Genomic DNA, 26103 nt, shown 5'->3' on the forward strand with positions numbered 1-26103 from the left:
GGATCGACGCGGGCCACCGACACGGACGGGGCCGGGGCCGGAGAACACGGCCCCGCAAGGGGACGCGAAATCCCTTGCACTGTGCAATGCTTCCCGTGGTGGAGGACCCGGCTCCCCGCCGGCCTCTGCCCGGGAGCGGCACTGGCACGGTGACGCAGCTCGACCACCGCATGCCGGCGATGTCGACCGGGTCCTCCCCGTCCAGCCTCGGCCCTCCGCGCCGGGGCGGACGGCATCAGCGCGTGGAGCCCGGGCCCAGGTCCGACCAGCCGAGCGGGTACAGCCCGCCGTCCTCGTCAGGGACCGCCGGTTCACCGCCGGCTTCCGTGAAGGCCGCCAGGGCGTCGACGAGTGCGGCGCGCTGGGCCGGACCGAGCCGTTCGACGATGTCCGCGATCTCCTTGCGGCGCTGGGCGGTGACGTCCTCGACGATGCGCCGGCCCTCCTCCGTCAGCCTCAGCACCGTCTCCCGCCGGTTCTCCGGGTTGACCTGCCGGTCCGCGAAGCCCGCGGCGATCAGCCGGTCCATCATGCGCATGGCGGTCGACGGGTTCACCCCGAGCCGGTCGGCGAGAGCGACGAGCTTCGCCGGCCCCTCCAGCGAGAGCACGACGAGCAGCCGGAACTGCGGCAGCGTGACCTTGTCCTCGACCGCCGCGAGCGAGCGCGCGGAAAGGGCGACGAGCAGGCGGGACGCGGTCAGCACCGCGCGGGTCACGGCGTCGACGTCGTCCATCCCTCGTGCGGAGTACGAGGAGTTCGCTGGTTCGGTCATTTCTTCTTTCTACCGTGCGCCGGCCCCACCTCGTGCGCCGGCCTCGCGGCAGGCGTCCCGCCCGTCGCGGGCCCGTCGCCGCGGAGCGCCGTGGCCCTCCGCCCGTCTCACGCGCGGCGGTGGCGGATCAGCAGCATCGCGGCGTCGTCGTGCGGCGGCCCCTGCGCGTACTCCTCCAGGTCCGCGCGCAGCGCCCCGAGCGCCGCTTCCGGGTCGTGGGTCTTGAGCAGGTGGCCGCGTTCACCGAGCGGATAGAACCGGCCGGCCGGGTCGCGGGTCTCCGTGACCCCGTCCGTGTAGAGGAACATCTGGTCCCCCGGCGCGAAGTCCGTCACGAACGGCTCCGGACCGCTCGTACCGTGGATGCCCAGCCCGAGCGGCAGGGCGCGCCGGGGCGGCTCCGCGAAGGTGACCGTGCCGTCGGCGCGCACCACCATCGGGGCGGGGTGCCCGTAGTTGAGCAGAGTGACGCCCTTGTCCACCGCCAGTTCCGCCAGGACCGCCGTGACGAACTTCTCCCCGCCCTGGAGCTCGCGTTCGAGCGCTCTCTCCAGCCGTTCGCCGACGCCCGCGAGCTCGTCCTCCTCGTGGGCGGCCTCGCGGAACGCCCCGAGGACGACGGCCGCCGTCTCGACCGCTTCGAGGCCCTTCCCCTGGACGTCTCCGACGATGACCCGTACGCCGCCGGGCGAGATGACCACCTCGTACAGGTCGCCGCCGATCCGGGCCTCCGCGAGCGCCGAGGTGTACGAGACGGCCACCCGCAGATGGCCGGCCGTGCGCGGCACGGGCCGCAGCAGTACGCGCTGTGCGACCTCCGCGATGGAGCGCATGCTGGCGAGCTCGGTCTCCCGCCGCTGCCGCATCACGGCCGCCGCGATGCCCGCGGCGGTCACCCCGGCGACGGAGGCCATGGCGGAGTACCAGCGGCGGTCGCCGATCACGCCGTCGTAGATCCCGAGGCCGAGGCAGGACACCAGGGACAGGACGCCGATCAGGGCCGTGCGCCGCCAGCCGCCCACCAGCCCGGCGAAGGCGGGGCCGAGGGAGACGAGCGCCAGGTATCCGACGCCCGGCCCGGCTGTCACGTCGACCACGACCACTATGCCCATCACCAGGAAGGGCAGGGCGGACAGCAGTCCGAACCGTGACTGCTTCTCCTCGGCCACATCGGACTCCGGCGGTGATCGGGCCGGCATCGGGCCGGCATCGGCGGGAACGGTCCCCGCCTGCGGCGCTGCCGCACTCTCGGCCTGGCGAGCGGTCGGACGGTCGGGGCGTCGGGCGGAGGTCCGGTGAAGGACGGCGGCTCGGCCTCCCCGTCGACCTGGTCACCACTTTTAGACTATGCAAAGGTTGCACAGTCAAATCGTCCTGTTCCGCCCCCGTTATCGAATCGAAGCCGCTCTCCGAGAACTCGTCGCAGGGTTTCTCCGCTCACTCCCGCCCTCGGCCGACGTCCCTCACCACCGCACACGAGAGGCAGGTCCGTGACCCGTCCGCACTCCGCGCCGCAGCGCCCCCCGCTCCCCCGCGGCTGGAAGCGCTCCGTGGTCCGCCTCCCGGTCCATCTGTACCGAATCGGTCTCGGGCCCCTGTTCGGGCGGCGTCTGCTTCTGCTGATCCACACCGGCCGTACGTCCGGTCTGACCCGCAAGACGGTCATCGAGGTCGTGGAGCACGACCGCGTCGGCGGGTCGTGGACGGTGGCCTCGGGCTTCGGCCCCGAGGCCCAGTGGTACCGCAATCTGCTGCACACGCCGCAGGCCACCATCCAGGTCGGCCGCCGCTACTACCCCGTGACCGCGCAGCCGGTCACCGCGGCGGAGGGCGGCCGGCTCATGGCCCGCTACGCGCCCCGCCACCCCTTCGCCGCCCGGCAGCTCTGCCGCTTCATGGGATACGACGTCGACGGCAGCGAGGCGGGCTACCGGCGGGCGGGCGAGTCCATCCCGTTCCTGCGCCTGGAGGCGGCGCCCGGCAGCTTCTGAGGGAGTACGCCGAGCACGCCCGCCCGGTCCCTGCGGGACTCCTTCACGGACACGCGGACACTTCGTGGTCCTCGCGCCCATCGGCGGCTAACGCCAGCCCGGGCGGTTGAGCGCCTGCCGGACGGTCAGCCCGTGGTGGGTCCGCAGCCGGTGCAGCTCCCAGTAGGACAGGGCCGTCACGGACAGCGGCGGGCCGATGAGGAACAGCATCCGTACAGCGGCCGGCGCCTCGACCGGCGAGGCGTCGAAGAGCTGGATCGCGGAGATCGCCCAGACCAGGACCGGCGATACCAGCGGAGGCAGCACCTCGTGCACGTCGGCGGTCCGGAAGGAGTTGGTGACCGCGATGGCCGCGGCCGTCAACGAGAAGAGACCCAGGACGACGAAGGCGACGATCAGCACCGGAAGCATGACCAGCGCCCAGAGGAGGTTGCCGTCCGGCAGGCTCAGGCCCCACGAGGGGATGGCGTACCAGGCCAGGATGTGGCTGACGACGAACAGAGCCAGGGCCAGCAGCGGGCCGGCGCACCGCCGCGCGTAGCGGCCCCGCAGCCGCGCCCCGGCGGCCAGCACGAACGCGACCAGCACCAGGGGCACGGCGAACACCAGGATGACGGCTCCCAGCCTCACCTCGTCGACCCGCTCGCGGAGTACCGATCCGGAGTCCGCCTGGTAGGCGTAGATCAACCACACCGTGGCCACGAGACCCACGACCGACCGGGCGACCTGGGCGGCGGTGACGGCCTCGTCGACCACGCGGCCGCGGCGATCGGGCAGGAACACCAGCATGGCGGCGACGAACGGCAGCACCAGCCAGCTCTGCGGGCCGCGCGGAACAAGATCCTCCAGCCGAGGGCGGCGCCCGTTGTTCGTCGAATCACCTGGCAGCACACTCACGGTTCCCCCTCGGCTCCCCCTGCATGACGCTACGAGCGTGCAGGACGGCGCGATCGTGGGGCAAGGCGTCCCGCACCGAAGAGGTCCATCCGGGACGTCCCGGGCTTTGACCTGGTGCAATACGCCGGCGGAAGGGAATTCACGGGACGGCTGGGACCGCCTGGCGAGCGACTCGGGTCAGCGGCCGCCAGGGCCCGGGCGGCGAGTCAGCAGGCCGTGCCGGGTCACGGCGTCACGGCGCAGACCAGGAGGACGAACGCGGCGAGGGCGAAGAGCGTACGGACGGCGTGGAAGGCGTTCCACCGGGACTCGAAGGCCGCCCGCGCCTCGTGGTCGGACACGGACGGCGCGGAGGCCCCGGGGGCCGCGGTGCTCTCCGACGCCGCCAGGGCGTTGTTCAGCGGGACGTTGCCCGCGACGGTGACGAGATGGCCGGCGACCGCGCAGACCAGCGCGGCGACGACCAGCCACCGCTCGGTCCCCGTACGGCCGTCGACCGGGACGAAGAGAGCAGCGGCCGGGAAGCCGACGCTGCCGAAGAAGACCAGCAGGAACGTGGCGCGCGGCACCTTCTCGTTGATGCGCCGCATCGCGGCCACGAACTGCTCGTCGGACAGGCACGCGAGCGCCGGCATGATGCCGGTCAGAAAGATCAGGTAGAAGCCCGCGTACAGACCTGTGGTGACGACGGCGAGCACGAGCAGCAGGGTGGCCATACCGTTCATGATGACGTGACGGGAAAGCTGACGCGCCATCTTTTCATACGCGGAGACGGCGCGGGGGCGGGCAGGGGACCGGCTCGCACCGACCCCGTACCGCCCCCGTGCCTCCTGGCCGGGGTGCTCAGTCGCGCGAGCGCCGCTGCGCCTGGCCGATGGCGTCCGCCAGTTCACGGACCGCGCTGTCCTCCGTCGTCGCGGCCAGCGCCCGTGCCCGCTCCTCCAGCGCCGCCAGTCCGGGCGCGCCCGGCATCGAGCCGCCGCGCAGCGACTCGGCGAAGTACGCGGCGACCGCCGTTATCTGGAGCCGCTTCGACGGCGCGCCCCACAGGGCGCCGTCGACGGCGTCGGTCTCGACCGAGCCGCTCTCCTCGTGCGGCGCCCGTGTCTTCGGGTCGAGCCAGCGCACGGTCGCGGTCGCGACGTGGCCGCTCGCGCCGTCCCGCAGGCGTACGGCGTACAGCGCGGTGACGGTGTGGCCGGGGCCCACCTCGCCGCCGTCCACCCGGTCGTCGCGGAAGTCCTCGTCGGCGACCTCGCGGTTCTCGTAGCCGATGAGCCGGAACTGCTTGACGGTCTGCGGGTCGAACGCGACCTGGGCCTTGGCGTCCCGCGCCCGCAGTTCGAGGTGGCGGGGCAGCTGCTCGACGAAGACCTTGCGGGCCTCGGCCTCGGTGGACACGTAGGTGGTGTGGCCGTCGCCCTTGTCGGCGAGGCGTTCCATCAGCTCGTCGCCGAAGGAGCTGCCGACTCCAACGCCGAACAGGGTGATGCCGTGGTCCCGGCGGGCGTCCTCGATCCGTTCGAGGATGGCCTCGGCCTCCGTCTCGCCGGTGTTGGCGAGGGCGTCGGACAGGAGCACCACGCGGTTGGTGGCGCCCTTCCTGCGGCCTTCGACCGCCTCTTCGTAGCCGGTGGTGACGCCCGCCTCCACATTGGTGGAGTCGGAGGGCTCCAGCTCGTCGATGATGGAGTGGATGCGGTCGCGGTTGCCGTCGACGCGGGTCATCGGCAGCCTGGTCTCCGCCTCGCCGCTGAAGGTGACGACGGCGATCGAGTCGTTGCCGCGCAGCTGCTCGGTGAGGGTGCCGAGGGACTTCTTCACGAGGTCGAGCCGGCCGGGCTCCGACATGGAGCCGGAGATGTCGATCACGAAGGTGAGGGCGGCGGGAGGCCGTTCGGCCTCGCGGTCGGTGGGCCTGGTGGAGAGCCCGACCCTGACGAGGGACCAGTTGCCGTCCCCGTACCCCTCCGTGCCGCCCCCGGATGCCTTGATCTCGCCGTCGGCGCCCCCGTTCGGGCGTGCTCCGTCGACGGTCACCGAGAAGCCGTCGCCCTTGGGGCGCGGGTAGTCCTGCCGGAAGCTGTTGATGAACTCCTCCGGCCGGACCTGCCGCGGCGCCGGCTCGCCGCCCTCTTTGAGGAGGCGGCGCGTGTAGTCGTAGGAGGCGGTGTCCACGTCGAGGGCGAAGGTGGACAGATAGTCGGCGGGCGGCGCGAAGTCCCGTTGCTCCTCCCCGCTCCGGTCGCCCTCCTGGTTCGGCGCGCCCTTGCCGCCGTCCGGCAGGACGGGCGCGGGCGCGTTGTCGGGCCGCCCTCCGTCGTGGCTCGAGTCGGTGGCCCGGTGTTCCGAACCGGACCCGCAGCCCGCGGTCAGCAGTACTCCGCCGGCCAGGGCGGCCGCCACGACTGCCCTGCCCATCCTCGAACCGGCACCTGTGCCCGCACCTGTACGGAACGTCATCCGGTCTCCCCCTCGGGTCGTCGGCATTTGTGAATGTGACGTCCCAGTCGGCGGGAAGGAGCCGTCCGTGGAGTTGCGGAAGGGTCTCGATGCGGCAACGGGACCGAACGTCGCCCGTTATGACCGACGATGTCCCGGCACCGCGAGCTGCCGGTGCCGCCCTACGACACGATGTCCTTGCGGGCGAAGTTGCGGAACGCGAGCGCGAACAGCACCAGCGCGTAGGAGACGGAGACCGCCGCCCCCTTGAGCATGCCGCTCCACTCCAACTGCGGCTGCAGCGCGTCGATCCAGGCGAACTGCCAGTGCGCCGGCAGCACCTCGCGCCAGTCGCCCAGTGCCGTCACCGCGTCGAGCACATTGCCGATGATGGTCAGGCCGACGGCCCCGCCCACCGCGCCCAGCGGGGCGTCGGTCTTGGTCGACAGCCAGAAGGCCAGGCCCGCGGTGACCAGTTGGGATACGAAGACGAAGGCCACGACGAGACCGATGCGGGCCAGGGTGTCGCCCGCCGCCAGCGAGCCGCCGGCCGGCAGCTTCAGCGGCCCCCAACCGTAGGCGATGGTTCCCGAGATCAGCCCGACCAGCGGCAGCAGCAGCATCGCCGCCGCGCTGAAGCCGAGCGCCACGGCCAGCTTCGACCACAGCAGCCTGGTGCGGGGCACCGGGGCGGCCAGTAGATAGCGCAACGAGGACCAGTTGGCCTCAGAGGCGACCGTGTCGCCGTGGAAGAGGGCCACCGGAACCACCAGGAGGAAGCCGGCGGACACGAACAGGCAGGTGGCGGCGAAGTTCGCGCCGGAGGCGGTGGCGGTGTCCATCAGGTTGATCCGGCCGCCCTCGCGGCCGCCCGGGGAGCCGCCGATCGCGAAGGCCACGATCAGGATGAGCGGCAGCGCGCCCAGCACCCCGGCCATCACCAGGGTCCGGCGGCGTTTCAACTGCCGTACCGCCTCGACCCGGAGCGGCAGGGTGTGCCGCGCCCGGTAGCCGGGGGCGGACTCGACGAGCACGGCGGTCGACGTGCCGGTCTCCACGGGCGCGCTCATGCGGAGCCTCCGATCAGGGTGAGGAACGCGTCCTCCAGGCGGCGGTGCGGGCCGACGCCCGTCAGGGGCACGTCCAGCCGCACCAGTTCGGCGATGAGGGCCGTGGCGGTGGCTCCGTCGAGCCGTACGAGCAGTCCTTCGTCCGTACGCGCCGCCGAGCCGATCCCGGGCACCGCCGCGAGCTTCTCGACGACCGCTTCCGGCACGTCGCCGTCGGTGGTGACGAGCAGGGTGTCGCTGCCGCCGGTGATCTCGGCGACCGGCCCGGCCTGCACGAGCCGGCCCTGGTCCATGACCACCAGGTGGGTGCAGGACTGTTCGACCTCCGAGAGGAGGTGGCTGGAGACGATGACGGTCCGGCCACCAGCGGCGTAACGGATCATCACGTCCCTCATCTCACGGATCTGCGGCGGGTCGAGCCCGTTGGTCGGCTCGTCGAGGATCAGCAGGTCCGGCATGCCGAGCATGGCCTGCGCGATGGCGAGCCGCTGCCGCATGCCCTGCGAGTACGTGCGCACGGCGCGGGCCAGCGCGTCCCCGAGGCCCGCGATCTCCAGGGCCTCCTCGATGTACGCGTCGGCCGCGGGGCGGCCGGTGGCCCGCCAGTACAGCTCCAGGTTGTCGCGCCCCGACAGGTGCGGCAGGAATCCCGCGCCCTCGACGAACGCGCCGACCCGCGAGAGCACCGGCGCGCCGGGCCTGATCGCGTGGCCGAAGACCCGGATCTCGCCCTCGTCGGGCCGGATCAGGCCCATCAGCATCCGCAGCGTGGTCGTCTTGCCGGCGCCGTTGGGACCGAGGAGGCCGAGCACCTGGCCCTTGTCGACGCGGAAGGACAGGTCCCGCACGGCGTACCGGTCGGCGGACGTGGCGTACCGCTTGGTCAGCCCGGTGATCTCCAGCGGCACGTCGGCACGCTCCGGATCGGGGGCCGGCGCCACGGTGCGGCGGTGCGCGGTCAGCAGCAGCGCCGCGGCCACCAGCACGGCCGCGGCGGGCAGCCCCCAGACCCACCACGGCAGACCGGCCGCCTGGGTCCGCACGTCGGGCGCGGTGGGCACGGAGAGCGGACCCGCGAGGGAGGCGGTGTAGGTGGCGGGGGCGGCGGGAGAGGCGTAGCCGAGGTCGGTCGCCGAGAGCACGAGACGCAGCCGGTGCCCGGCGTCGACCTCGTGGTCCACGGCCGGCAGGGTCAGTTCGACCTCCTTGCCGCCCTTGGCGTCCTCGACGAGGACCGGGGCGACGAGCTGGGCGGGCAGCACCTGCTGCCGGCCGTCGGGGCCGACGTCGTAGACCTTGCCGAACAGGACGGCGTCGCCGCTGTCGGAGGCCACCTTCACCCTGACCGTGGGCGAGCCGGTGATCCGGGTGGAGGATCCGAGCGGCTCGGACTCGAAGCTCGCGAACTGGCCGGGAAAGTCGAGGGACAGACCGACGCCGAGCGAGGACAGGGTCCCCGCGCCGCCGCTGAGGCCCGGGACGGCCGAGATGGCGGGCGGGGTGCCGCCGGCCGGGTTGGCGAAGCGCTGCTCACGGCCGACGAGCGTGAACTCGCGGGCGTCGGCGGTCAGACCGGGGTAGGCGGGGCCGGTCGCGCCGCGCAGCAGCGCCTGGCCGTCGGTGGAGTCGACGCCGCCGGTACGGCTGACGCGGAAGGCGGGGCCGGTGCCGGCGCTCTCGTCCTGCTGCAGATACCGGTCGAACCAGTCGCCGATACGGGCCTCGACCCGGGCGGTCTCCCGGTCGCCGCCGTCGTGGCCGCCGGCGATCCAGTCGACGGCGACGGGCGCGCCGTTGGCGCTGATCGTCCGCGCCATGGCATCGGCGTGGGCGAGGGGGAAGAGCGAGTCGGACTGGCCCTGCACGACGAGCGCGGGCACCTTGATCCGGTCGCCGACGGCGGAGGGGCTGCGGCTCTCGAGGAGCTTCCGCGCCTCGGCGTCGGGCTCGCCGGCGACGGCGACGCGCTCGTACATGGCGCACAGCACGGGCTGGAAGCGGCCGCAGCCCTCGGGGTTCACGGGCGCGTCCTTCGCGGCTGCGGCTGCGGCGGCGCGGGCGCTCTGCGCGGCGGCTTCGGCGTCGGGCGCGTCCTGCGCGGGGGTGTCGCGTTGACCTTGTCCGGCCGGGGCCTCGCCGGCGGGCGGCTCGGCGGGGGCGTCGGGGTCGGCGGGCGGGCGGCCTCCCGGGTCGGTGCCGCCCATCGAGGCCGTCGAGCCGGTCGAGAAGAAGATGCCGGCCCAGAGCTTCTTGAAGACGCCGTCGGGGAAAAGCGCGTCGGCGAGGTTCCAGTAGGTGATCTGGGGCGCGATGGCGTCGACCCGCCGGTCGTACGCCGCGCCCAGCAGCGAGATCGCGCCACCGTAGGACGAGCCGCTCATGCCGACCCTCGGGTCGCCGTCCGCGTCGAGCTGCACCTCGGGGCGCTTCGCCAGCCAGTCGATGAGCCGGGAGACGTCCTCGACCTCGTGGTCGGGATCGTTCAGGCCGATCTGCCCGGTGGACCGGCCGAAGCCGCGGGCCGACCAGGTGAGCACGGCGTACCCGTCGCGGGCCAACTGCTCGGCCTGCGCGCGGACGTCGTCCTTGCTGCCGCCGAAGCCGTGGCCGAGCAGCACGGCGGGACGGCGGCCGTCGCCGCCGCCGGTGAAGTAGGAGGTGTCGATCTTCGCCCCGGGCATGTCGTGCACCCGGTCCTCGCGGTGCACGGCGGGCGCGGTGTCGTCGGCGACGGCGGTCCACGTGCCGGCGCCGGCGAGGACGGCGAGGGCGGCGGCGCCCGCGAGCCAGCGGCCCCGCGGCCGGGGAAGTCGGATCTGCATGAGGGAAACCCTATGCGCCTGGCCGCCGGACGACGGCTGCCGCCAGGCGGAGCCGGTACGCCTCCCCGGGTAGTACGCCGCCGCGGCGGCGTACACCAGGCGCGGTATCCGCCGCGTTCCCGAGGGCGGGAACAGTGGCCGCGACGAAGGCCGCGACAGAGGCCGTGGCGAGGTCGGAAAGGGGGCGGGTGCGAGGGCGGATCAAGGCCGGACCTGAGGGCGGATCAGGGGCGCGGCGAACACCGGACATTCCGGACGGTGACGGCGGGCACACAAGATCCACACGCAATGAACGCCTCTCAGAACGGGCATGTTTCCGGCCAGTTACCCACCAGTCGCCCACCTGTGGCGCAGGTCACATCTCCCGGCCCTGGCTCTCATAGCCGCACGTCCTGGCACCATGCACGCCCGTACTTGCCCGTAACAACCGGTCAACGAAAGGTCAGGTGCACGAGATGAGAGCCACTGCCCGTCGCGCCGGGGCGCTGATATCAGCAGTCGCCGCCGCGACCGGTCTCCAGTTCGCCGTATCCCCCACCGCGCACAGCGCGTCCGTCGGCGACATTCGTCTCGCTCCCACTGCAACTGCCGTCCCGGGCAGCTGGATCGTCGTCCTCAAGGACGGCACGACCAGCGCCGCCGACCTCGGGGTCGCACCCAAGCACACCTACCGCAGCGTCCTCTCCGGCTTCTCCGCCGCGATGTCGTCCGCCAAGGCGAAGGCGCTCGCGGCCGACCCGCGGGTCGCCTACGTCGAGCAGAACTCCACGGTCCGGCTGAACGACACCCAGCCGAACGCGACCTGGGGCCTCGACCGCATCGACCAGCGCGACCTGCCGCTGTCGAAGACGTACACCTACGACACGTCGGCGTCGAACGTGAACGCCTACATCATCGACACCGGCATCCGCACCTCCCACAGCGAATTCGGCGGACGCGCGAGCGTCGGCACGGACACGGTGGGCGGCGGTCAGAACGGCCAGGACTGCCAGGGCCACGGCACCCATGTCGCGGGCACCGTCGGCGGCAGGAACCACGGCGTCGCCAAGAGCGTCAACCTCATCGCCGTACGGGTCCTCGACTGCGACGGCTCCGGCACCACCGCCGGTGTCATCGCGGGCGTCGACTGGGTCACCGCCAACGCTCGGAAGCCCGCCGTGGCCAACATGAGCCTCGGCGGCAGCGCGAGCGCGTCGCTGGACGACGCCGTGAAGAAGTCGATCGCCTCCGGCGTCAGCTACTCCGTCGCCGCGGGCAACGGCCTCCCGATCCTGGGCATCCCGGCGAACGCCTGCAACTACTCGCCCGCCCGCGTCCCCGAGGCGATCACGGTCGGCGCGACGGACAGTTCCGACCGCAGGGCCTCGTTCTCCAACTACGGGACCTGCCTCGACCTGTTCGCACCGGGCGTGGACATCACCTCGGCCTGGAAGGACAGCGACACCGCCACGAGCACCATCTCGGGCACCTCGATGGCGGCCCCGCACACCGCGGGCGCGGCCGCGCTCTATCTCTCGTCCCACCCGACGGCGACCCCGGCGCAGGTCCGGGACGCCCTGGTGACGGGCGCGACGAGCGGCAAGGTGGTCAATCCGATGTGGGGCTCCCCGAACAAGCTGCTGTACTCGCGGTTCTAGGGGCGACAGAAACACCTGACGCACGACGCGGTGCGCGGCCCTCCGGCCGCGCACCGTGTCGTCCGCTGTGTCCTGCTCTGTGCAGTGCGCCGTGTCGTGCGCCGTCGTCGCGTCAGTGGTTCCGGGGGAAGCCCAGGTCCACACCGGCGGGGGCGTCGGCGGGGTCCGGCCAGCGGGTGGTGACGACCTTGCCGCGGGTGTAGAAGTGCACGCCGTCGTTGCCGTAGATGTGGTGGTCGCCGAAGAGCGAGTCCTTCCAGCCACCGAACGAGTGGTAGCCCACCGGCACCGGGATCGGCACGTTCACCCCGACCATGCCGGCCTCGATCTCCAACTGGAAGCGGCGCGCCGCGCCGCCGTCCCGCGTGAAGATCGCCGTGCCGTTGCCGTACGGGGAGCCGTTGATCAGCGTCACGCCGTCCTCGTACGTCTCCGCGCGGAGCACGCACAGCACCGGGCCGAAGATCTCGTCGCGGTAGGCGTCGGAGTCGGTGGAGACCTTGTCCAGGAGGGACAGGCCGATCCAGTGGCCGTCCTCGAAGCCGTCGACCGTGTATCCGGTGCCGTCGAGGACGACGTCCGCGCCCTGAGCGGCGGCCCCCTTGACGTACGAGGCGACCTTGTCACGGTGGGCGGCGGTGATCAGCGGACCCATCTCGGACGCCGGGTCGTCGCCCGGGCCGATCTTGATCTTCTCGGCGCGCTCGCGGATCTTGTCCACCAGCTCGTCGGCGATCGCACCGACCGCGACGACCGCGGAGATCGCCATGCACCGCTCCCCCGCCGAGCCGTACGCGGCGGAGACCGCCGCGTCGGCGGCCGCGTCGAGGTCGGCGTCGGGCAGCACCAGCATGTGGTTCTTCGCGCCGCCGAGCGCCTGGACCCGCTTGCCGTTGGCGGAGGCGGTGGTGTGGATGTACCGGGCGATCGGGGTCGAGCCGACGAACGAGACCGCGGCGACGTCCGGGTGCTCCAGCAGCGCGTCGACGGCCACCTTGTCACCGTGCACGACGTTGAGCACGCCGTCGGGCAGACCGGCCTCAGAGGCCAGCTCGGCGAGGAGGTTGGCGGCGGACGGGTCCTTCTCGCTCGGCTTGAGGACGAACGTGTTGCCGCAGGCGACGGCCAGCGGGAACATCCACATCGGCACCATCGCCGGGAAGTTGAACGGGGTGATGCCGGCGACGACGCCCAGCGGCTGGCGGATCGAGGCGACGTCCACCCGGCTGGAGACCTGGGTGGACAGCTCTCCCTTGAGCTGGGTGGTGATGCCGCAGGCGAGCTCGACGATCTCCAGACCGCGGGCGACCTCACCGAGCGCGTCGGAGTGCACCTTGCCGTGCTCGGCGGTGATCAGGGCAGCGATGTCGTCGCGGTGCGCGTCCAGCAGGGCGCGGTAACGGAAGAGGACCGCGGTGCGCTGCGCGAGCGACGACGTACCCCAGGTCGTGTACGCCTCGCGCGCCGCAGACACGGCCGCGCCGACCTCGTCGGCGGAGGCGAGGGCGACACGCGTGGTGACGGCTCCTGTCGCCGGGTCCGTGACCGGCCCCCAGTTGCCCGACGCACCCTCGACGGCCTTGCCACCGATCCAGTGGTTGACGGTCTTCGTCATGACGAAACACTCCTTCACAGATGGCGGCGTCGGGCTGCGGCCTGCCGGTCGTACTCCTCCCGGGCCTTGACCGCGGACGGACGGGTCGCGGTCTCGGCCACGGGAACATCCCACCACGCCTGTGCTCCGGGCGGGCCCGACACTGTGTCTGCCGTTTCGGTCTCGACGTAGACACATGTGGGCACGTCGGCGGCGCGTGCCTCGGCCAGCGCTTCACGCAGGTCACGCACGCTGCGGGCGCGGATCACCCGCATGCCGAGGGAGGCGGCGTTGGCCGCGAGGTCGACGGGCAGCGGGGCGCCGGTGAAGGTCCCGTCGGCGGCCCGGTGGCGGTAGGCGGTGCCGTAGCGCTCGGAGCCCACCGACTCGGAAAGGCCGCCGATGGAGGCGTAGCCGTGGTTCTGCAGGATCACCATCTTGATCGGCACGCCTTCCTGGACGGCGGTGACGATCTCAGTGGGGTTCATGAGGTACGTGCCGTCCCCGACGAGGGCCCACACCGGGCGGCCCGGGGCGGCCATGGCGACGCCGATCGCGGCCGGGATCTCGTAGCCCATGCAGGAGTAGCCGTACTCGACGTGGTACTGGTCGGCGGAGCGGGCGCGCCACAGTTTATGCAGGTCGCCGGGGAGGGAACCGGCGGCGTTGATCAGGATGTCGTCCTGCGTCACCAGGGCGTCGAGCGCGCCGAGGACCTGTGACTGGGTGGGCGGCAGGCCGGGGTCGGGGGCGGCGAAGGCCGCCGTCACTCGCTGCTCCCAGGCCGCTTTGGCCTCGCCGTACTCCGCCGCGTACGCGGGGTCGACGCGATGGCCCTCGACGGCGGCGGTGAGCTCCTGGAGCGCCGCACGGGCGTCGGCGACGAGGGAGAGGCCGGACATCTTGTGGGCGTCGAAGGCGGTGACGTTGATGTTGACGAAGCGGACCTGTTCGCCCTGGAAGAGGGTCGAGGAGGCGGTGGTGAAGTCGGACCAGCGGGTGCCGACACCGATCACCAGGTCCGCGGTACGGGCCAGGTCGTCGGCCGTGGCGGTGCCGGTGTGGCCGATGCCGCCGATGTCGCACGGGTGGTCGTACGGCAGCGATCCCTTGCCTGCCTGGGTGGAGGCGACCGGGACGCCGGTCGCCTCGGCGAAGGCCCGCAGCGCGTCCTCCGCCTCCGAGTGGTGGACGCCGCCGCCGGCGACGAGCAGCGGGCGGCGGGCCTCGCGCAGCGCGGCCGCCGCCCGTCCCATCGCCTCGGCGTCGGGACGGGAGCGGGGGACGTGCCAGACGCGCTCGGCGAAGAAGCCCTCCGGCCAGTCGTACGCCTCCGTCTGGACGTCCTGCGGCAGCGCGAGGGTCACCGCCCCCGTCCGGGCCGGGTCGGTGAGGACGCGCATCGCCTGGAGCGCGGCGGGGACGAGGGCCTCCGGGCGGGTGATCCGGTCGAACCAGCGGGACACGGGGCGCAGGCAGTCGTTCACCGACACGTCGCCCGCGTACGCCACTTCGAGCTGCTGGAGGACGGGGTCGGCGGGGCGGGTGGCGAAGGTGTCGCCGGGGAGCAGCAGCACGGGCAGGTGGTTGATGGTGGCGAGGGCGGCGCCGGTGACGAGGTTGGTGGCGCCGGGGCCGATGGAGGTGGTGACGGCCTGGGCGGCGAGCCGCCGGGACTGGCGGGCGTGGCCGACGGCGGCGTGGACCATGGCCTGTTCGTTGCGGCCCTGGAGGTACGGCATGTCCGCCGCGGACTCCAGCAGCGCCTGGCCGACGCCCGCCACGTTGCCGTGGCCGAAGATGCCCCAGGTGGCGCCGATCAGGCGGTGGCGCCGGCCGTCGCGCTCGGTGTACTGGCGGGCGAGGAAGGCGACGAGGGCCTGTGCGGTCGTCAGCCGCCGGGTCGCCGGTGGCGTCGTCGTCGGCCGCCGGTTCGTCGTGGGCGGCGGTGAGCCGGCCGGGCGCGGGGTGGTCACCGGTATCCCTCCGTGTGGTCGGGGTGGAAGCGGATCAGCCACTCGCGCTCGGCGCCGGGGCCCGCCATCACATTGAGGTAGTACATGGTGTGGCCCGGCTCCGCGATGGACGGGCCGTGCCACCCGTCGGGCACGAGGACTGCGTCGCCGGTGCGGACCTCGGTGAGGAGGTCGGCACCGCCGGGTCGGGACGGGGAGATGCGCTGGTACCCGAGGCCGCCGCCGTCGATCTCGAAGTAGTAGATCTCCTCCAGTTCGCTCTCCTCGCCGGGGCGGTGCTCGTCGTGCTTGTGCGGCGGGTAGGAGGACCAGTTGCCGCCGGGAGTGAGCACCTCGACGGCGATCAGCCGGTCGCAGGCGAAGGCGCCGGCAGCGGCGAAGTTGTGGACCTCGCGGGCCTGGCTGCCGCTGCCGCGGGCCTCGACGGGTACCTCCGGCGCGGGGCCGTAGCGAGCGGGGAGTCGTCGCTCGCACCTCGCTCCTGCCAGGGCGAAGCGGCCTCCCGCGCCGGAGGCGATCTGGGCATGGGCGTCGCGCGGCACATAGGCGAAGTCGCTCACTTGGCCGAACACTCTTTCCCGCCCCTGCAGTTCAAAGGTCTCGCCCTGTGTCCGCACGGTGCAGCCGCCCGTGAGCGGCAGCACGATCCACTCGCTGTCGCCCGCGGTCAGCGAGTGCGAGGCGCCCGGCTCCAGCTCGAGCACCCGCAGGGCGCAGTAGTCCCAGCCGGCCTGCTCCGGGCTGATGCTCACGGCGTACGGCGCGCTCGCGGCGCTGCCCGCGGGGACGTGGAGACCCTGCGGCTCGTCTTTGTCTTCCATGCCTTTTCCGTACCCCCTAGAGCAGTCCGACGGCCGTGTCGACCGCGGTCGCGACGTCGCCGTCGGCCGGATAGAGCAGCGAGCGGCCCACCACCAGACCCTGGACCGTGGGCAGTCGCAGGGCGCCGCGCCATTTCTCGTACGCGCGGTCCTGGTCGTCCCCTATGTCGCCGCCGAGCAGCACCGCCGGGAGGGTGGAGGTCTCCATCACCGCCCGCATGTCGTCCGGGTCGTCGGTGACGGGCACCTTCAGCCAGGTGTACGCGGACGTGCCGGCCAGGCCGGAGGCGATGGCGATGGAGCGGGTGACGGCCTCGGCGCTGAGATCGTTGCGGAGCCGGCCGTCGGTCCGGTGACAGATGAACGGCTCTATGAAGACGGGGAGACGGCGCTCGGCCATCTCGTCCACGGCGCGGGCCGCGGCGGCCAGCGTGTCGAGGGAGGCCGGATCGCCGTAGTCGATCCGCAGGAGCAGCTTGCCCGCGTCGAAACCGAGCCGTTCGAGGTCGCGGGCGCGGTGGCCGGTGAACCGGTCGTCCAGCTCGAAGGCGGCCCCGGCGAGCCCTCCGCGGTTCATGGAGCCCATCACGACCTTGTCGTCGAGGGCGCCGAGGAGCAGGAGGTCGTCGAGGATGTCGGCGGTGGCGAGGACCCCGTCGACGCCGGGGCGGGACAGGGCGAGGCAGAGCCGTTCCAGCAGGTCGAGGCGGTTGGCCATGGCGAGGCGTCGGTCGCCGACGCCGAGGGCGCCGCGGGCGGGGTGGTCGGCTGCGATGACCATCAGCCGTCCGCTGTCGCCGATCAGCCGGGGCCGCCGCCGCCGGCGGACGGCCGCCTCCGCGACCGCTTCCGGGTGCCGGGCCCGGATCCCGACGAGCTCGGCGAGGTCGACCCGGCTCACGACGACTCCCCGGGGTCGGCGGGGGCCTGGTCTGCGGAAGCGGCCGCGTCGGGCTCAGCCCGGTCGGGGGTGGCCGGGCCGCGGGCGCGGCCCGGGCTGGGGTCGGGTCGCGGCGCGGCCGGGCCGGGGTCGGGGGGCGGCGCGGCCGGGTTCGAGCCCGGGGACCGGTCCGGACTTGCGCCGGCGTCCGGGGATGCGCCGCCGTCCGGGGATGCGCCGCCGTCCGTTGGCGCGCTCGGGTCCGGTGGGGGCGCGCCGCCCGCGAGGACGGTCTCCACCTCCTCCGCGTACGGCATCGCCGTCGAGCACGCGAGCCGCGACGCCACGATCGCGCCCGCCGCGTTGGCGTACCGCATCGTCTGCTCCAACTCCCGTCCGGCCAGCAGCCCGTCGCACAGCGCGCCGCCGAACGCGTCTCCCGCTCCGAGGCCGTTGACGACGTCGACCGGCACGGGCGGCACCACTGCCTGCGTCCCGTCCCGGTGCAGCGCGAGCACGCCCTTGGGGCCCTGTTTGACGACCGCGAGCTCGGCCCCGGCGGCCAGCAGGGCTCGGGCCGCCGCGTACGGATCGCGCTCGCCCGTGGCGATCTCGCACTCCTCGAGGTTGCCCACCGCGACGGTGGCGTGGGTCAGGGCCCGCGCGTAGTACGCCCTCGCCTCCTGCGGGTCCGGCCAGAACATCGGCCGCCAGTCCAGGTCGAACACGGTGATCCCCGACCGGTTCCGGTGCGCCAGCGCCGCGAGCGTCGCCGACCGGCTCGGCTCGGCGCACAGGCCCGTACCGGTCATCCAGAAGACCCGTGCGTCGCGGATGCGCGCCAGGTCCAACTCGTCTTCCCGGATCTCGAGATCGGGCGCCTTCGGCAGCCGGTAGAAGTAGAGCGGGAAGTCGTCCGGCGGGAAGATCTCGCAGAAGGTGACCGGGGTCGGGTACGCGTCCACGGCGGTGACCCAGCGGTCGTCGACGCCGAACTCACCGAGCGCCTGGTGGAGATAGTCGCCGAAGGCGTCGCGCCCGGTCCTGGTGATCACCGCGGTCCGTCTGCCGAGCCTGGCCGCGGCGACGGCGACGTTCGTCGCCGAGCCGCCCAGAAACTTCCCGAACGTCTCGACCTGCGCCAATGGGACCCCGGCACGCAGTGGATAGAGGTCGACCCCGATCCGGCCCATCGTGATCACGTCATACGGCTGAGGCATGCGCGTCCCTTCGGTTCGAACCCGCCGGTGCCGGCTGACACAAGGTCTAGCCCTCCCCGGCGAACCCTGTCAATGTTTTGTCCTTACATTCGGACCAAGTCTTGACACCTTTCTCCGGCGGCCGGAAAGCTGGCCGGCATGACCTCATCCGTCCCCGCCCTGAACCGCATCCGGGTCGGCTCGGCCCCCGACTCCTGGGGGGTGTGGTTCCCCGACGATCCCCGCCAGGTTCCCTGGCAGCGCTTCCTCGACGAGGTCGCCCACGCCGGCTACGAGTGGATCGAGCTCGGCCCGTACGGCTACCTGCCGACCGACCCCGCCCGCCTGACGGAGGAGACCGCGCGGCGCGGCCTCAAGGTCTCGGCCGGGACCGTCTTCACCGGCCTGCACCACGGTCCGGCGGTGTGGGAAGAGACCTGGGCGCATGTCTCCGACATCGCGGCACTGACCCAGGCGATGGGCGCGTCCCACCTGGTCGTGATCCCCTCCTTCTGGCGCGACGACAAGACGGGCCAAGTGCTCGAGGACCGCACCCTCGCCCCGGAGCAGTGGCGCCATCTGACGGAGCAGACGGAACGGCTCGGTCACGAGGTGCGCGAGCGCTACGGCCTGGAGATCGTCGTCCATCCGCATGCCGACACCCATATCGACACCGAGGAGAACGTCACCCGCTTCCTCGACGCCACCGACCCCGACCGCGTCTCGCTCTGCCTGGACACCGGGCACTACGCCTACTGCGGCGGTGACAGCGTCAAGCTCATCGAGACCTACGGGGAACGACTCGGCTACCTCCATCTCAAGCAGGTCGATCCTGAGATCCTCGCCCGGGTCGTGGCCGACGAGGTGCCCTTCGGGCCCGCGGTGGGCCAGGGCGTGATGTGCGAGCCGCCGGCCGGGGTGCCCGCGCTCGAACCCGTACTGACCGCGGCCCAGTCGCTCGGCGTCGACCTCTTCGCCATCGTCGAGCAGGACATGTATCCGTGTCCGCCGGACAAACCCCTTCCTATCGCCGAACGCACGCGCGGTTTTCTTCGCTCCTGCGGCGTCTGACGCACTGCATCACGTCTGTCACTGTTGTCACCCGCACATCACACTTGTCTCCATTACTCGGGTCTTTCGTCACAGGCCCTCAACAGGCGTCCTCCTCCAGCCGCTCCGTGTCGTTCAACGGGCAAACGCTCAGTGATCGCCAGTGTCCGCGCGGCAGCTCCCCCGACGGCATACCGACCGCCTCTGCTGCGCGCGCAGGGAGGTGCCACACATGACGGACAGAAGGCTCTGGTCCTACAAGGACATCGCCGCGCACATCAAGGTGCAGCCGGACACCGTCCGCTCGTACCGCAAGCACGGCCTGTTGCCGTCCCCGGACCATGTGGAGTCCGGCAAGCCGTACTGGTACGCGGAGACGATCCGCCGCTGGGTGGCCAACCGGCCCGGGAACAGAGGCCGTAGAGAGTGAGGCACAGCGTGCCGTGAGCGCGGCGGCCCCGCACCGGAGGACGGTGCCGGGGCCGCCGCCTCACGTCGCGGGGCCACCGTCCCGTCAGACCTTGACCCCGTCCCGCTCGGCCCCGTCCCGGTCAACTCCGCCCCGATTGGCCCCGCCCGAGCCCCGCGCCGTCCGAGGCGGCGTCCGAAGCGGCGTCCGAAGCGGCGTCCGAAGCGGCGTCCGCCGATGTTGCGTCGGCCGTCGTCTCGCCCTCCCCACCCTTGGGCGGCGGGGATATCTCGCCCTCGCTCAGGCCGAACCGCTCATGGAAGCGGCGCAGCGGCCGCGGCGCCCACCAGGTCGCGGCACCGGTCAGTTTCATCACCGAGGGGACCAGCAGGCTGCGCACCACCATGGCGTCCATCAGGACGGCGAGCGCGATCCCGAGGCCGAGCATCTTGGTGTTGGTCACCCGGGACGTGCCTATGGCGACCATCACGACCGCGAGGATCACGGCCGCGGCGGTGATCAGTCCACCGGTGCGCTGGAGCCCGAACCGTACGGAGTGCTCGTGGTCACCGGTGCGGTCGTGCTCCTCCTTGATCCGGGACAGCAGGAACACCCCGTAGTCCATGGAGAGCCCGAAGGCGATGCAGAACATCAGCACCGGCAGGGTCGTCTCGATGTCTCCCGTGGAGGTGAAGGAGAGCAGCCCGGACAGGTTGCCGTCCTGGAAGATCCAGACGACCGCCCCGAACATCGCGGTGAGACTCAGGGCGTTGAGCACGACGGCCTGGACGGGGATGAGCACGCTCCCGGTCAGCAGGAAGACCAGCAGCAGGGTCGCCACGGCGATGATTCCCAGCGCGAGTGGCAGCCGGTCGGCTATGGCGGCCTTGGAGTCCTCCAGGACCGCCGCCCTGCCCGTCACCGACGTCTCGAACGGGGCTGGGACGTCGCGCAGTTCATGGACCAGCCGCTGCGCCCGCTCCCCCACCGCCTCCCCTTCCGGCAGCACCGTGAAGTACGCCGAGCTGCCCGCGGTGACGGGGCCGTCGACCCTCAGGACGTCCGGGAGGGCGGCGATCCGGTCGCGGTACTGCCCGTACTGGTCGGGCGTCGGCCCGGACGCCGCGCCTGCGGCCGGCTCGGTGAACACCTCCAGGCCGCCGGTGGGGCTGCCCGGGAAGCCGTCCCGTATCTGCTGCTGGACGACGTGGGACTCGGCGGTCGACGGCAGCTGACGGTCGTCGGGCGTACCGAACTTCACACCCAGGAAGGGCAGTCCGAGCAGCACCAGGCCGGCGACGGTGGCGAAGGCGAAGAGCGGGGCCCGGCGCATCACCAGCCCGGCGAACCGCCCCCAGCCGGCGCCCTCCGCCGCGGCCGCGTCCCGGACTGCGGGCGCGGTGCCGACGGCGCCGCGGTCCCGTCGGAGCAGACCCCGTCGGAAGAGGCGCCGCAGGTCCAGGGAGTTGACCCGGTGGCCGAGGATCATCAGCGCGGCGGGCAGCAGGATGAGCGCGGCAGCGGCGGCGAGCAGCACGACCGCGATCCCCGCGTACGCGAAGGAACGGAGGAAGTACTGCGGGAAGACGAGCATCGCGGCCAGTGACACGGCCACGGTCAGGGCCGAGAAGAGGACGGTGCGTCCCGCGGTGCGCAGCGTCGCGCCCACCGCCTTGCGCACCTGCGCGCCGCCTGCCAGTTCCTCCCGGAAGCGGCGGACGATGAACAGCGCGTAGTCGATGGCGAGTCCGAGGCCGAGCGCGGTGGTGAGGTTCTGGGCGAAGACCGAGACGTCGGCGAATTCCGTGATGCCGCGCAGCACCGCGTTGGTCCCCAGGATGGCGACGATGCCGACGCCGAGCGGCAGGAGCGCCGCCACCGCGCTGCCGAACACCATCACCAGCAGCACCAGCGTCACGGGCAGGGCGATCATCTCGGCGCGGAGCAGGTCTTCCTGAATGATCGTCGTCATCTCGTGCTGCACGGCGACCGGGCCTCCGATGGAGACCTCCACCGGGCCGTGCCCGCCCCGGTAGGAGGGCGCGATCCGGTCCAGCACCTCGGCCGCGGTCTTCTCGTCGCCCTCGATCCGGGCCGCGATCAGCGCCTGCGTCCCGTCCTCCGCGCGCAGGGCGGGCGCCTTGCTCTGCCAGTACGAGCCGACTCCCGTGATGCCGTCCTCCGCGGCGAGCCGCTGCGCGAGGCGGGCGGCCTCCGCGCCGACCGCCGGGTCGTCGACGCCGGCCTCGCCGGCGTCGACGAGCAGCAGCAGATTCGGCTGCGAGGCGGGGAACGCCCGCTCCACGGCCTCCTTCGCATACGTCGACTCGGCGGCGGGGTCCTCCCAGCCGCCACTGCCCATACGGTCGGCGACGCCGCCGCCGGCGAAGACGGCCAGGGCGGTCAGGACCAGGGCGGCCAGCAGGGCGAGGCGCGGCCGCGCGGTGACGAAACGGGTCCATCCCCCGACGCTCGCCGCGCCGTCAGACCCGTCCCCGCCCCGGCGCCCCGTGCCGCCGCGGGCGGGACCACCGGTGCCGGACGAACCATCCGCGCCGGACGAAACGCCCGGGTCGGACGGGCTTCCTGCGCCCGTCGGACCGCCGTCGCGGGAGGCCCCCGCAGGGCGGGGTGGGCTGTTGACTTCGGACATGGTGCGGTGTCCCCTTCACCGTGACCCGTGCGCAGGCTTCCCGGCAGGCAGCATGGGTCGACCATTGCCATAGACTGGCAAACACGAGTCATTACTCGCATTAACCAAGAATGCGAGTGAGCGCTCGCGTTTGTCAACCGTGTCAGGAAGCTGGGGACAACACGTGCCGGAGCAGATCAAGCCGGAGCCCGCGAACACACCGGGAGGCGAGTCGCCGGAGCCCGCCAACACACCTGGGAGCGAGTCATTGGAGGGCGAGTCGCAGAACGCCCGGCCGCGCCGCCGCCAGGCCCGCGGCGAGCGGCGCATCGCCCAGCTGCTCGACGCCGCGGCCAGCGTCTTCTGCACCACCGGCTACACCGCCGCCAGCACCAACGCGATCGCCCGCGAGGCCGGCGTGTCCCCCGGCACGCTCTACCAGTTCTTCCCCAACAAGGAGGCCATCGCGATCGAGCTGGGCGACCGCCTCCTCCACCAGTGGCGCGACTCCCACGGCGCGGCCCTCGTCGCGGCGGACCTGGACCTCCCGCTGGAGCAGCTCCTCGAAGCCGTACTCGATCCACTGATCACCTTCAACGAGGAGAATCCGGCCTTCGCCGTACTGATGCACGGCCCCGACATCCCCGGGCGCATCACCCAGGAGTTCGACACCGTCCACGCGGGCCTGCTCGAAAGGATCGAGGAGATCCTCGCGGGATACCTCCCGGGCACCCCCGCCGAGGAGGTCCACCGGGTGTCGACCATGACCTTCGCCGTCTTCAAGGCCGGACTCGACCTGATCCTCGCCCACGAGGGGGCGGAGCGCGTGGCGTACACCCAGGAGCTGAAGACGATCATGTTCCGCTATCTGCACCCCCTCATCGACGGGGCGGACACTCCGATCCATACCCCCTAGGGGTATAGTGGGCGCACGGCAGGAGGATGCGGTCGCCCGCAGCCCCCTGGCGCACCGTGCCCGGACCCGCGTACGCGTCACCCACGTACGCGTCGAACCCCTCGAAGAGGAGAACGCCATGACCGCGGAGACGAACACCGCCATCGAGATCGAGGACACCAAGGCGGCCGGTTCCTGCTGCTCGCCCACCGGCTCCTGCCACGACAGCGCCGCCGCCCCGCAGGACGGCGTGACCACCGTCTACCAGGTCACCGGCATGACCTGCGGCCACTGCGAGGGGGCCGTCACCAGCGAGATCTCCGAGATCGCCGGCGTCACCTCCGTGACCGCCGTCGCCGCCACCGGCGAGGTGACCGTGGTCTCCGACGCGCCACTGGACGAGGACGCGGTACGCGCGGCCGTCGACGAGGCCGGCTACGAGCTCGCGGACAAGGCCTGAGCGGCACCCGGGAACGGACGCCCGGACCCAGCGCGGGCCGGGCCGCACCCCGACCGTAAGGAAACTGGCGGGGTGCGGCCCGGCCCGGCTGCAATCAGGTCCGGCCACCGATGGCGGGCTCCCGAGGCCGTACGGGAGCCCCGGGCACTCGGGCGCACCCGCGGCGCTGCTGACGAGCGACACCAGGGCCGTGGCTGAAGCGGTCGCCGCCGAGGCCGGTGCGGAGGAGGTGTGCGCGCGGGTCATGCCCGAGCAGACGGCCGAGGTCGTCGAACGGCTACGGACCGAGGGCCGCACCGGCGCGATGGCCGGCGACGGGATCAACGACGCCGCCGCACCGGCGACCGCCGATCCGGGGCCGGGGATGGGCACCGATACCGATGTGGCGATCGAGGCGGAGACCTCACGCTCGTACGGGGTGATCTGCACGTCACAGCCGTCGCGATCCATCGCAAGGCGGACTCCGGCCACGATCAAAGGCAATCTTTACTGGGCCTTTGGCTGGAACGTCACCACACCGCCGCGGACGACATCGGGCCTGCTCAACCCCATGATCGCGGGTTTTACCATGGCCCTTTCCTCCGCATTTGCGGTGCCCAACAGCATGCGCCCCCGCTCCTCCTCGTGACTACAAACAGGTCACAAGACCTTCACAACGAGACCTAGATCACAGATATTTGGGGGTAACCATTCAGGCTCGCCGCGAGTCTGAATGGGCGATGCCGAGAACGTCTTGGGGGACGTTCATGGGATGTCTTGGGGGACGTCCCAGGCAAGCGTTGGCCGGGGCACGTGCACTGGGGAGCTTTGAGCGGCCCTCCCGTACGTACCCCGGCATACCGCGGTGAGGTTTCCGCGGTCCACAGACGCCCGGCCGGATCCCGTGGGGGGAATCCGCTGTCGGGGAAATGGGAAGCGCCCCGCCCGCCGACCCGTGGGGGGATCGGCAGCGGGGCGCTTTCCACTGCTCTGTGTTCCGGGGCCGGAGTGGCCCGGGAAGAACAGGCGGGCCGAGCCTCAGCGGCCCGGCCCGGACGGTGCGCGGCTCAGCGGGCCTCCACCGGAAGGAAGTCGCGCAGGACCTCGCCGGTGTAGATCTGGCGCGGGCGGCCGATGCGGGAGCCGGGCTCCTTGATCATCTCGTGCCACTGGGCGATCCAGCCGGGCAGCCGGCCGAGCGCGAACAGCACGGTGAACATCTCGGTCGGGAAGCCCATGGCGCGGTAGATCAGACCCGTGTAGAAGTCCACGTTCGGGTAGAGGTTGCGCGAGACGAAGTAGTCGTCGGAGAGCGCGTGCTCCTCGAGCTTCAGCGCGATGTCGAGCAGCTCGTCGGACTTGCCGAGGGCCGAGAGGACATCGTGCGCCGCCGCCTTGATGATCTTCGCGCGCGGGTCGAAGCTCTTGTAGACCCGGTGGCCGAAGCCCATCAGCCGGACGCCGTCCTCCTTGTTCTTCACCTTGCGGATGAAGGAGTCGACATCGCCGCCGTTGGCCTGGATGCCCTCGAGCATCTCCAGCACCGACTGGTTGGCGCCACCGTGCAGCGGGCCCCACAGGGCGCTGATGCCGGCGGAGATCGAGGCGAACATGTTCGCCTGCGAGGAGCCGACCAGGCGCACGGTGGACGTGGAGCAGTTCTGCTCGTGGTCCGCGTGCAGGATCAGCAGCTTGTCGAGCGCGGAGACCACGACCGGGTCGAGCTCGTACTCCTGCGCCGGGACCGAGAAGGTCATGCGCAGGAAGTTCTCGACGTACCCGAGGTCGTTGCGCGGGTAGACGAAGGGGTGGCCGATCGACTTCTTGTAGGCGTACGCCGCGATCGTCGGCAGCTTGGCGAGCAGCCGGATCGTCGACAGATGGCGCTGCTTCTCGTCGAACGGGTTGTGGCTGTCCTGGTAGAACGTCGACAGCGCGCTGACCACGGAGGACAGCATGGCCATCGGGTGGGCGTCGCGCGGGAATCCCTGGAAGAAGCGCTTGACGTCCTCGTGCAGCAGCGTGTGCTGCGTGATCTCACCCTTGAACGACGCCAGCTCGTCGACGGTCGGCAGCTCACCGTTGATCAGCAGCGACGCAACCTCGAGGAAGGTGGAGCGCTCGGCAAGCTGCTCGATCGGGTACCCGCGGTAGCGGAGAATGCCCTGCTCGCCGTCGAGGTAGGTGATGGCGGATTTATAGGCGGCGGTGTTGCCGTATCCGCTGTCCAGGGTGACCAGACCGGTCTGGGCTCGGAGCTTCCCGATGTCGAAGCCCTTGTCGCCGACGGTGCTATCGACCACCGGGTAGGTGTATTCACCGTCCGCGTACCGCAGTACTACAGAGTTGTCGCTCACGTCATCCCTCACCGACGTAGTGCCTCTTCTTCGAGGTGCCCTGACTGTCTCTACCATCCCCCATTTGGCTCAGGAGAGTGCACTCGGGGTCGACCATTGGGCCTATCGGCGGCACTCAGTGCCGCCAACCTGCTCATCTTGCCCCGTTCGCCCCGGTTCCGGAAGCCGGGGGGGGTCGAGGTGGTGTTTCCCACCCCCGAGGGTGCCCCAATCGTCG

The 26103-nt window shown here is 71.9% G+C and carries 20 protein-coding genes and 1 pseudogene; 7 read left to right on the forward strand and 14 right to left on the reverse strand.

From position 1 onward, the window contains the following. Positions 1 to 235: 235 nt before the first annotated feature. The gene (locus ACWD01_RS01440) at positions 236 to 736 is read right to left on the reverse strand and encodes a MarR family winged helix-turn-helix transcriptional regulator (RefSeq protein WP_451157351.1); all 501 of its coding nucleotides are present in this window, start codon (positions 734 to 736) and stop codon (positions 236 to 238) included. Positions 737 to 882: 146 nt separating this feature from the next. Further along, positions 883 to 1974, reverse strand: coding sequence for a PP2C family protein-serine/threonine phosphatase (locus ACWD01_RS01445; protein ID WP_451156879.1), 1092 nt, complete (start codon positions 1972 to 1974; stop codon positions 883 to 885). A 291-nt stretch (positions 1975 to 2265) separates the two neighbouring features. Between ACWD01_RS01445 and ACWD01_RS01450 the strand changes: the two genes are divergently transcribed. Next, positions 2266 to 2766 (forward strand): nitroreductase family deazaflavin-dependent oxidoreductase, encoded by a 501-nt coding sequence (locus ACWD01_RS01450; protein WP_451156881.1) that lies wholly within the window; start codon positions 2266 to 2268, stop codon positions 2764 to 2766. Between the two features lie 87 nt (positions 2767 to 2853). On the opposite strand, the gene ACWD01_RS01455 is transcribed toward ACWD01_RS01450, so the two are convergent. From ACWD01_RS01455 to ACWD01_RS01475, 5 genes are all read right to left on the reverse strand, one after another. Beyond that, on the reverse strand, positions 2854 to 3663 hold the full coding sequence (locus ACWD01_RS01455; protein WP_451156882.1) for a hypothetical protein: 810 nt from the start codon (positions 3661 to 3663) through the stop codon (positions 2854 to 2856). Between the two features lie 224 nt (positions 3664 to 3887). Further along, positions 3888 to 4379 (reverse strand): anthrone oxygenase family protein, encoded by a 492-nt coding sequence (locus tag ACWD01_RS01460; protein ID WP_451156883.1) that lies wholly within the window; start codon positions 4377 to 4379, stop codon positions 3888 to 3890. A 127-nt stretch (positions 4380 to 4506) separates the two neighbouring features. Beyond that, complete coding sequence (locus tag ACWD01_RS01465; RefSeq protein WP_451156885.1) at positions 4507 to 6084, reverse strand: YfbK domain-containing protein; 1578 nt, start codon at positions 6082 to 6084, stop codon at positions 4507 to 4509. A 203-nt stretch (positions 6085 to 6287) separates the two neighbouring features. Beyond that, entirely contained in the window at positions 6288 to 7175 is an 888-nt protein-coding gene (locus ACWD01_RS01470) for an ABC transporter permease (protein ID WP_451156887.1), read from the reverse strand. Continuing rightward, entirely contained in the window at positions 7172 to 9997 is a 2826-nt protein-coding gene (locus ACWD01_RS01475; RefSeq protein WP_451156889.1) for a CocE/NonD family hydrolase, read from the reverse strand. Before ACWD01_RS01475 ends, ACWD01_RS01470 begins: the two co-directional genes overlap by 4 nt. Before the next feature lie 455 nt (positions 9998 to 10452). Between ACWD01_RS01475 and ACWD01_RS01480 the strand changes: the two genes are divergently transcribed. Next, positions 10453 to 11634, forward strand: coding sequence for a S8 family peptidase (locus ACWD01_RS01480; RefSeq protein WP_451156890.1), 1182 nt, complete (start codon positions 10453 to 10455; stop codon positions 11632 to 11634). Positions 11635 to 11746: 112 nt separating this feature from the next. On the opposite strand, the gene mmsA is transcribed toward ACWD01_RS01480, so the two are convergent. The 5 genes from mmsA to iolC form a co-directional block, all read right to left on the reverse strand. Next, a complete protein-coding gene (gene mmsA, locus ACWD01_RS01485; RefSeq protein WP_451156892.1) occupies positions 11747 to 13249 on the reverse strand; it encodes a CoA-acylating methylmalonate-semialdehyde dehydrogenase in 1503 nt (500 codons plus the stop codon). A gap of 14 nt (positions 13250 to 13263) precedes the next feature. Next, a complete protein-coding gene (iolD, locus tag ACWD01_RS01490; protein WP_451157353.1) occupies positions 13264 to 15123 on the reverse strand; it encodes a 3D-(3,5/4)-trihydroxycyclohexane-1,2-dione acylhydrolase (decyclizing) in 1860 nt (619 codons plus the stop codon). 77 nt (positions 15124 to 15200) lie between these two features. Next, a complete protein-coding gene (gene iolB, locus ACWD01_RS01495; RefSeq protein WP_451156894.1) occupies positions 15201 to 16025 on the reverse strand; it encodes a 5-deoxy-glucuronate isomerase in 825 nt (274 codons plus the stop codon). Positions 16026 to 16041: 16 nt separating this feature from the next. Beyond that, positions 16042 to 16926, reverse strand: coding sequence for a Cgl0159 family (beta/alpha)8-fold protein (locus tag ACWD01_RS01500; RefSeq protein ID WP_451156896.1), 885 nt, complete (start codon positions 16924 to 16926; stop codon positions 16042 to 16044). Beyond that, positions 16923 to 18125: a 5-dehydro-2-deoxygluconokinase gene (iolC, locus tag ACWD01_RS01505; RefSeq protein ID WP_451156898.1), complete on the reverse strand. Its 1203-nt coding sequence runs from the start codon at positions 18123 to 18125 to the stop codon at positions 16923 to 16925. The genes ACWD01_RS01500 and iolC overlap by 4 nt, the downstream gene beginning before the upstream one ends. A gap of 138 nt (positions 18126 to 18263) precedes the next feature. Between iolC and ACWD01_RS01510 the strand changes: the two genes are divergently transcribed. Next, positions 18264 to 19175: a sugar phosphate isomerase/epimerase family protein gene (locus ACWD01_RS01510; protein ID WP_451156900.1), complete on the forward strand. Its 912-nt coding sequence runs from the start codon at positions 18264 to 18266 to the stop codon at positions 19173 to 19175. A gap of 211 nt (positions 19176 to 19386) precedes the next feature. Next, a complete protein-coding gene (locus ACWD01_RS01515; RefSeq protein WP_451156902.1) occupies positions 19387 to 19584 on the forward strand; it encodes a helix-turn-helix transcriptional regulator in 198 nt (65 codons plus the stop codon). 121 nt (positions 19585 to 19705) lie between these two features. Here ACWD01_RS01515 and ACWD01_RS01520 read toward each other — a convergent pair whose 3' ends face one another. Continuing rightward, positions 19706 to 22216 (reverse strand): MMPL family transporter, encoded by a 2511-nt coding sequence (locus tag ACWD01_RS01520; RefSeq protein ID WP_451156904.1) that lies wholly within the window; start codon positions 22214 to 22216, stop codon positions 19706 to 19708. Positions 22217 to 22379: 163 nt separating this feature from the next. Here ACWD01_RS01520 and ACWD01_RS01525 point away from each other — a divergent pair, with 163 nt between their 5' ends. From ACWD01_RS01525 to ACWD01_RS01535, 3 genes and pseudogenes are all read left to right on the forward strand, one after another. Then, the gene (locus tag ACWD01_RS01525; protein WP_451156906.1) at positions 22380 to 23111 is read left to right on the forward strand and encodes a TetR/AcrR family transcriptional regulator; all 732 of its coding nucleotides are present in this window, start codon (positions 22380 to 22382) and stop codon (positions 23109 to 23111) included. 118 nt (positions 23112 to 23229) lie between these two features. Further along, positions 23230 to 23550 (forward strand): heavy-metal-associated domain-containing protein, encoded by a 321-nt coding sequence (locus ACWD01_RS01530; RefSeq protein WP_451157355.1) that lies wholly within the window; start codon positions 23230 to 23232, stop codon positions 23548 to 23550. A gap of 117 nt (positions 23551 to 23667) precedes the next feature. Then, a pseudogene (locus ACWD01_RS01535) lies at positions 23668 to 24178 on the forward strand (HAD-IC family P-type ATPase); the annotation flags it as partial. A gap of 418 nt (positions 24179 to 24596) precedes the next feature. Here ACWD01_RS01535 and ACWD01_RS01540 read toward each other — a convergent pair. Continuing rightward, positions 24597 to 25886: a citrate synthase gene (locus ACWD01_RS01540; protein ID WP_451156907.1), complete on the reverse strand. Its 1290-nt coding sequence runs from the start codon at positions 25884 to 25886 to the stop codon at positions 24597 to 24599. Positions 25887 to 26103 lie beyond the last annotated feature (217 nt).

The sequence above is a fragment of the Streptomyces sp. NPDC002835 genome, from assembly GCF_053591995.1.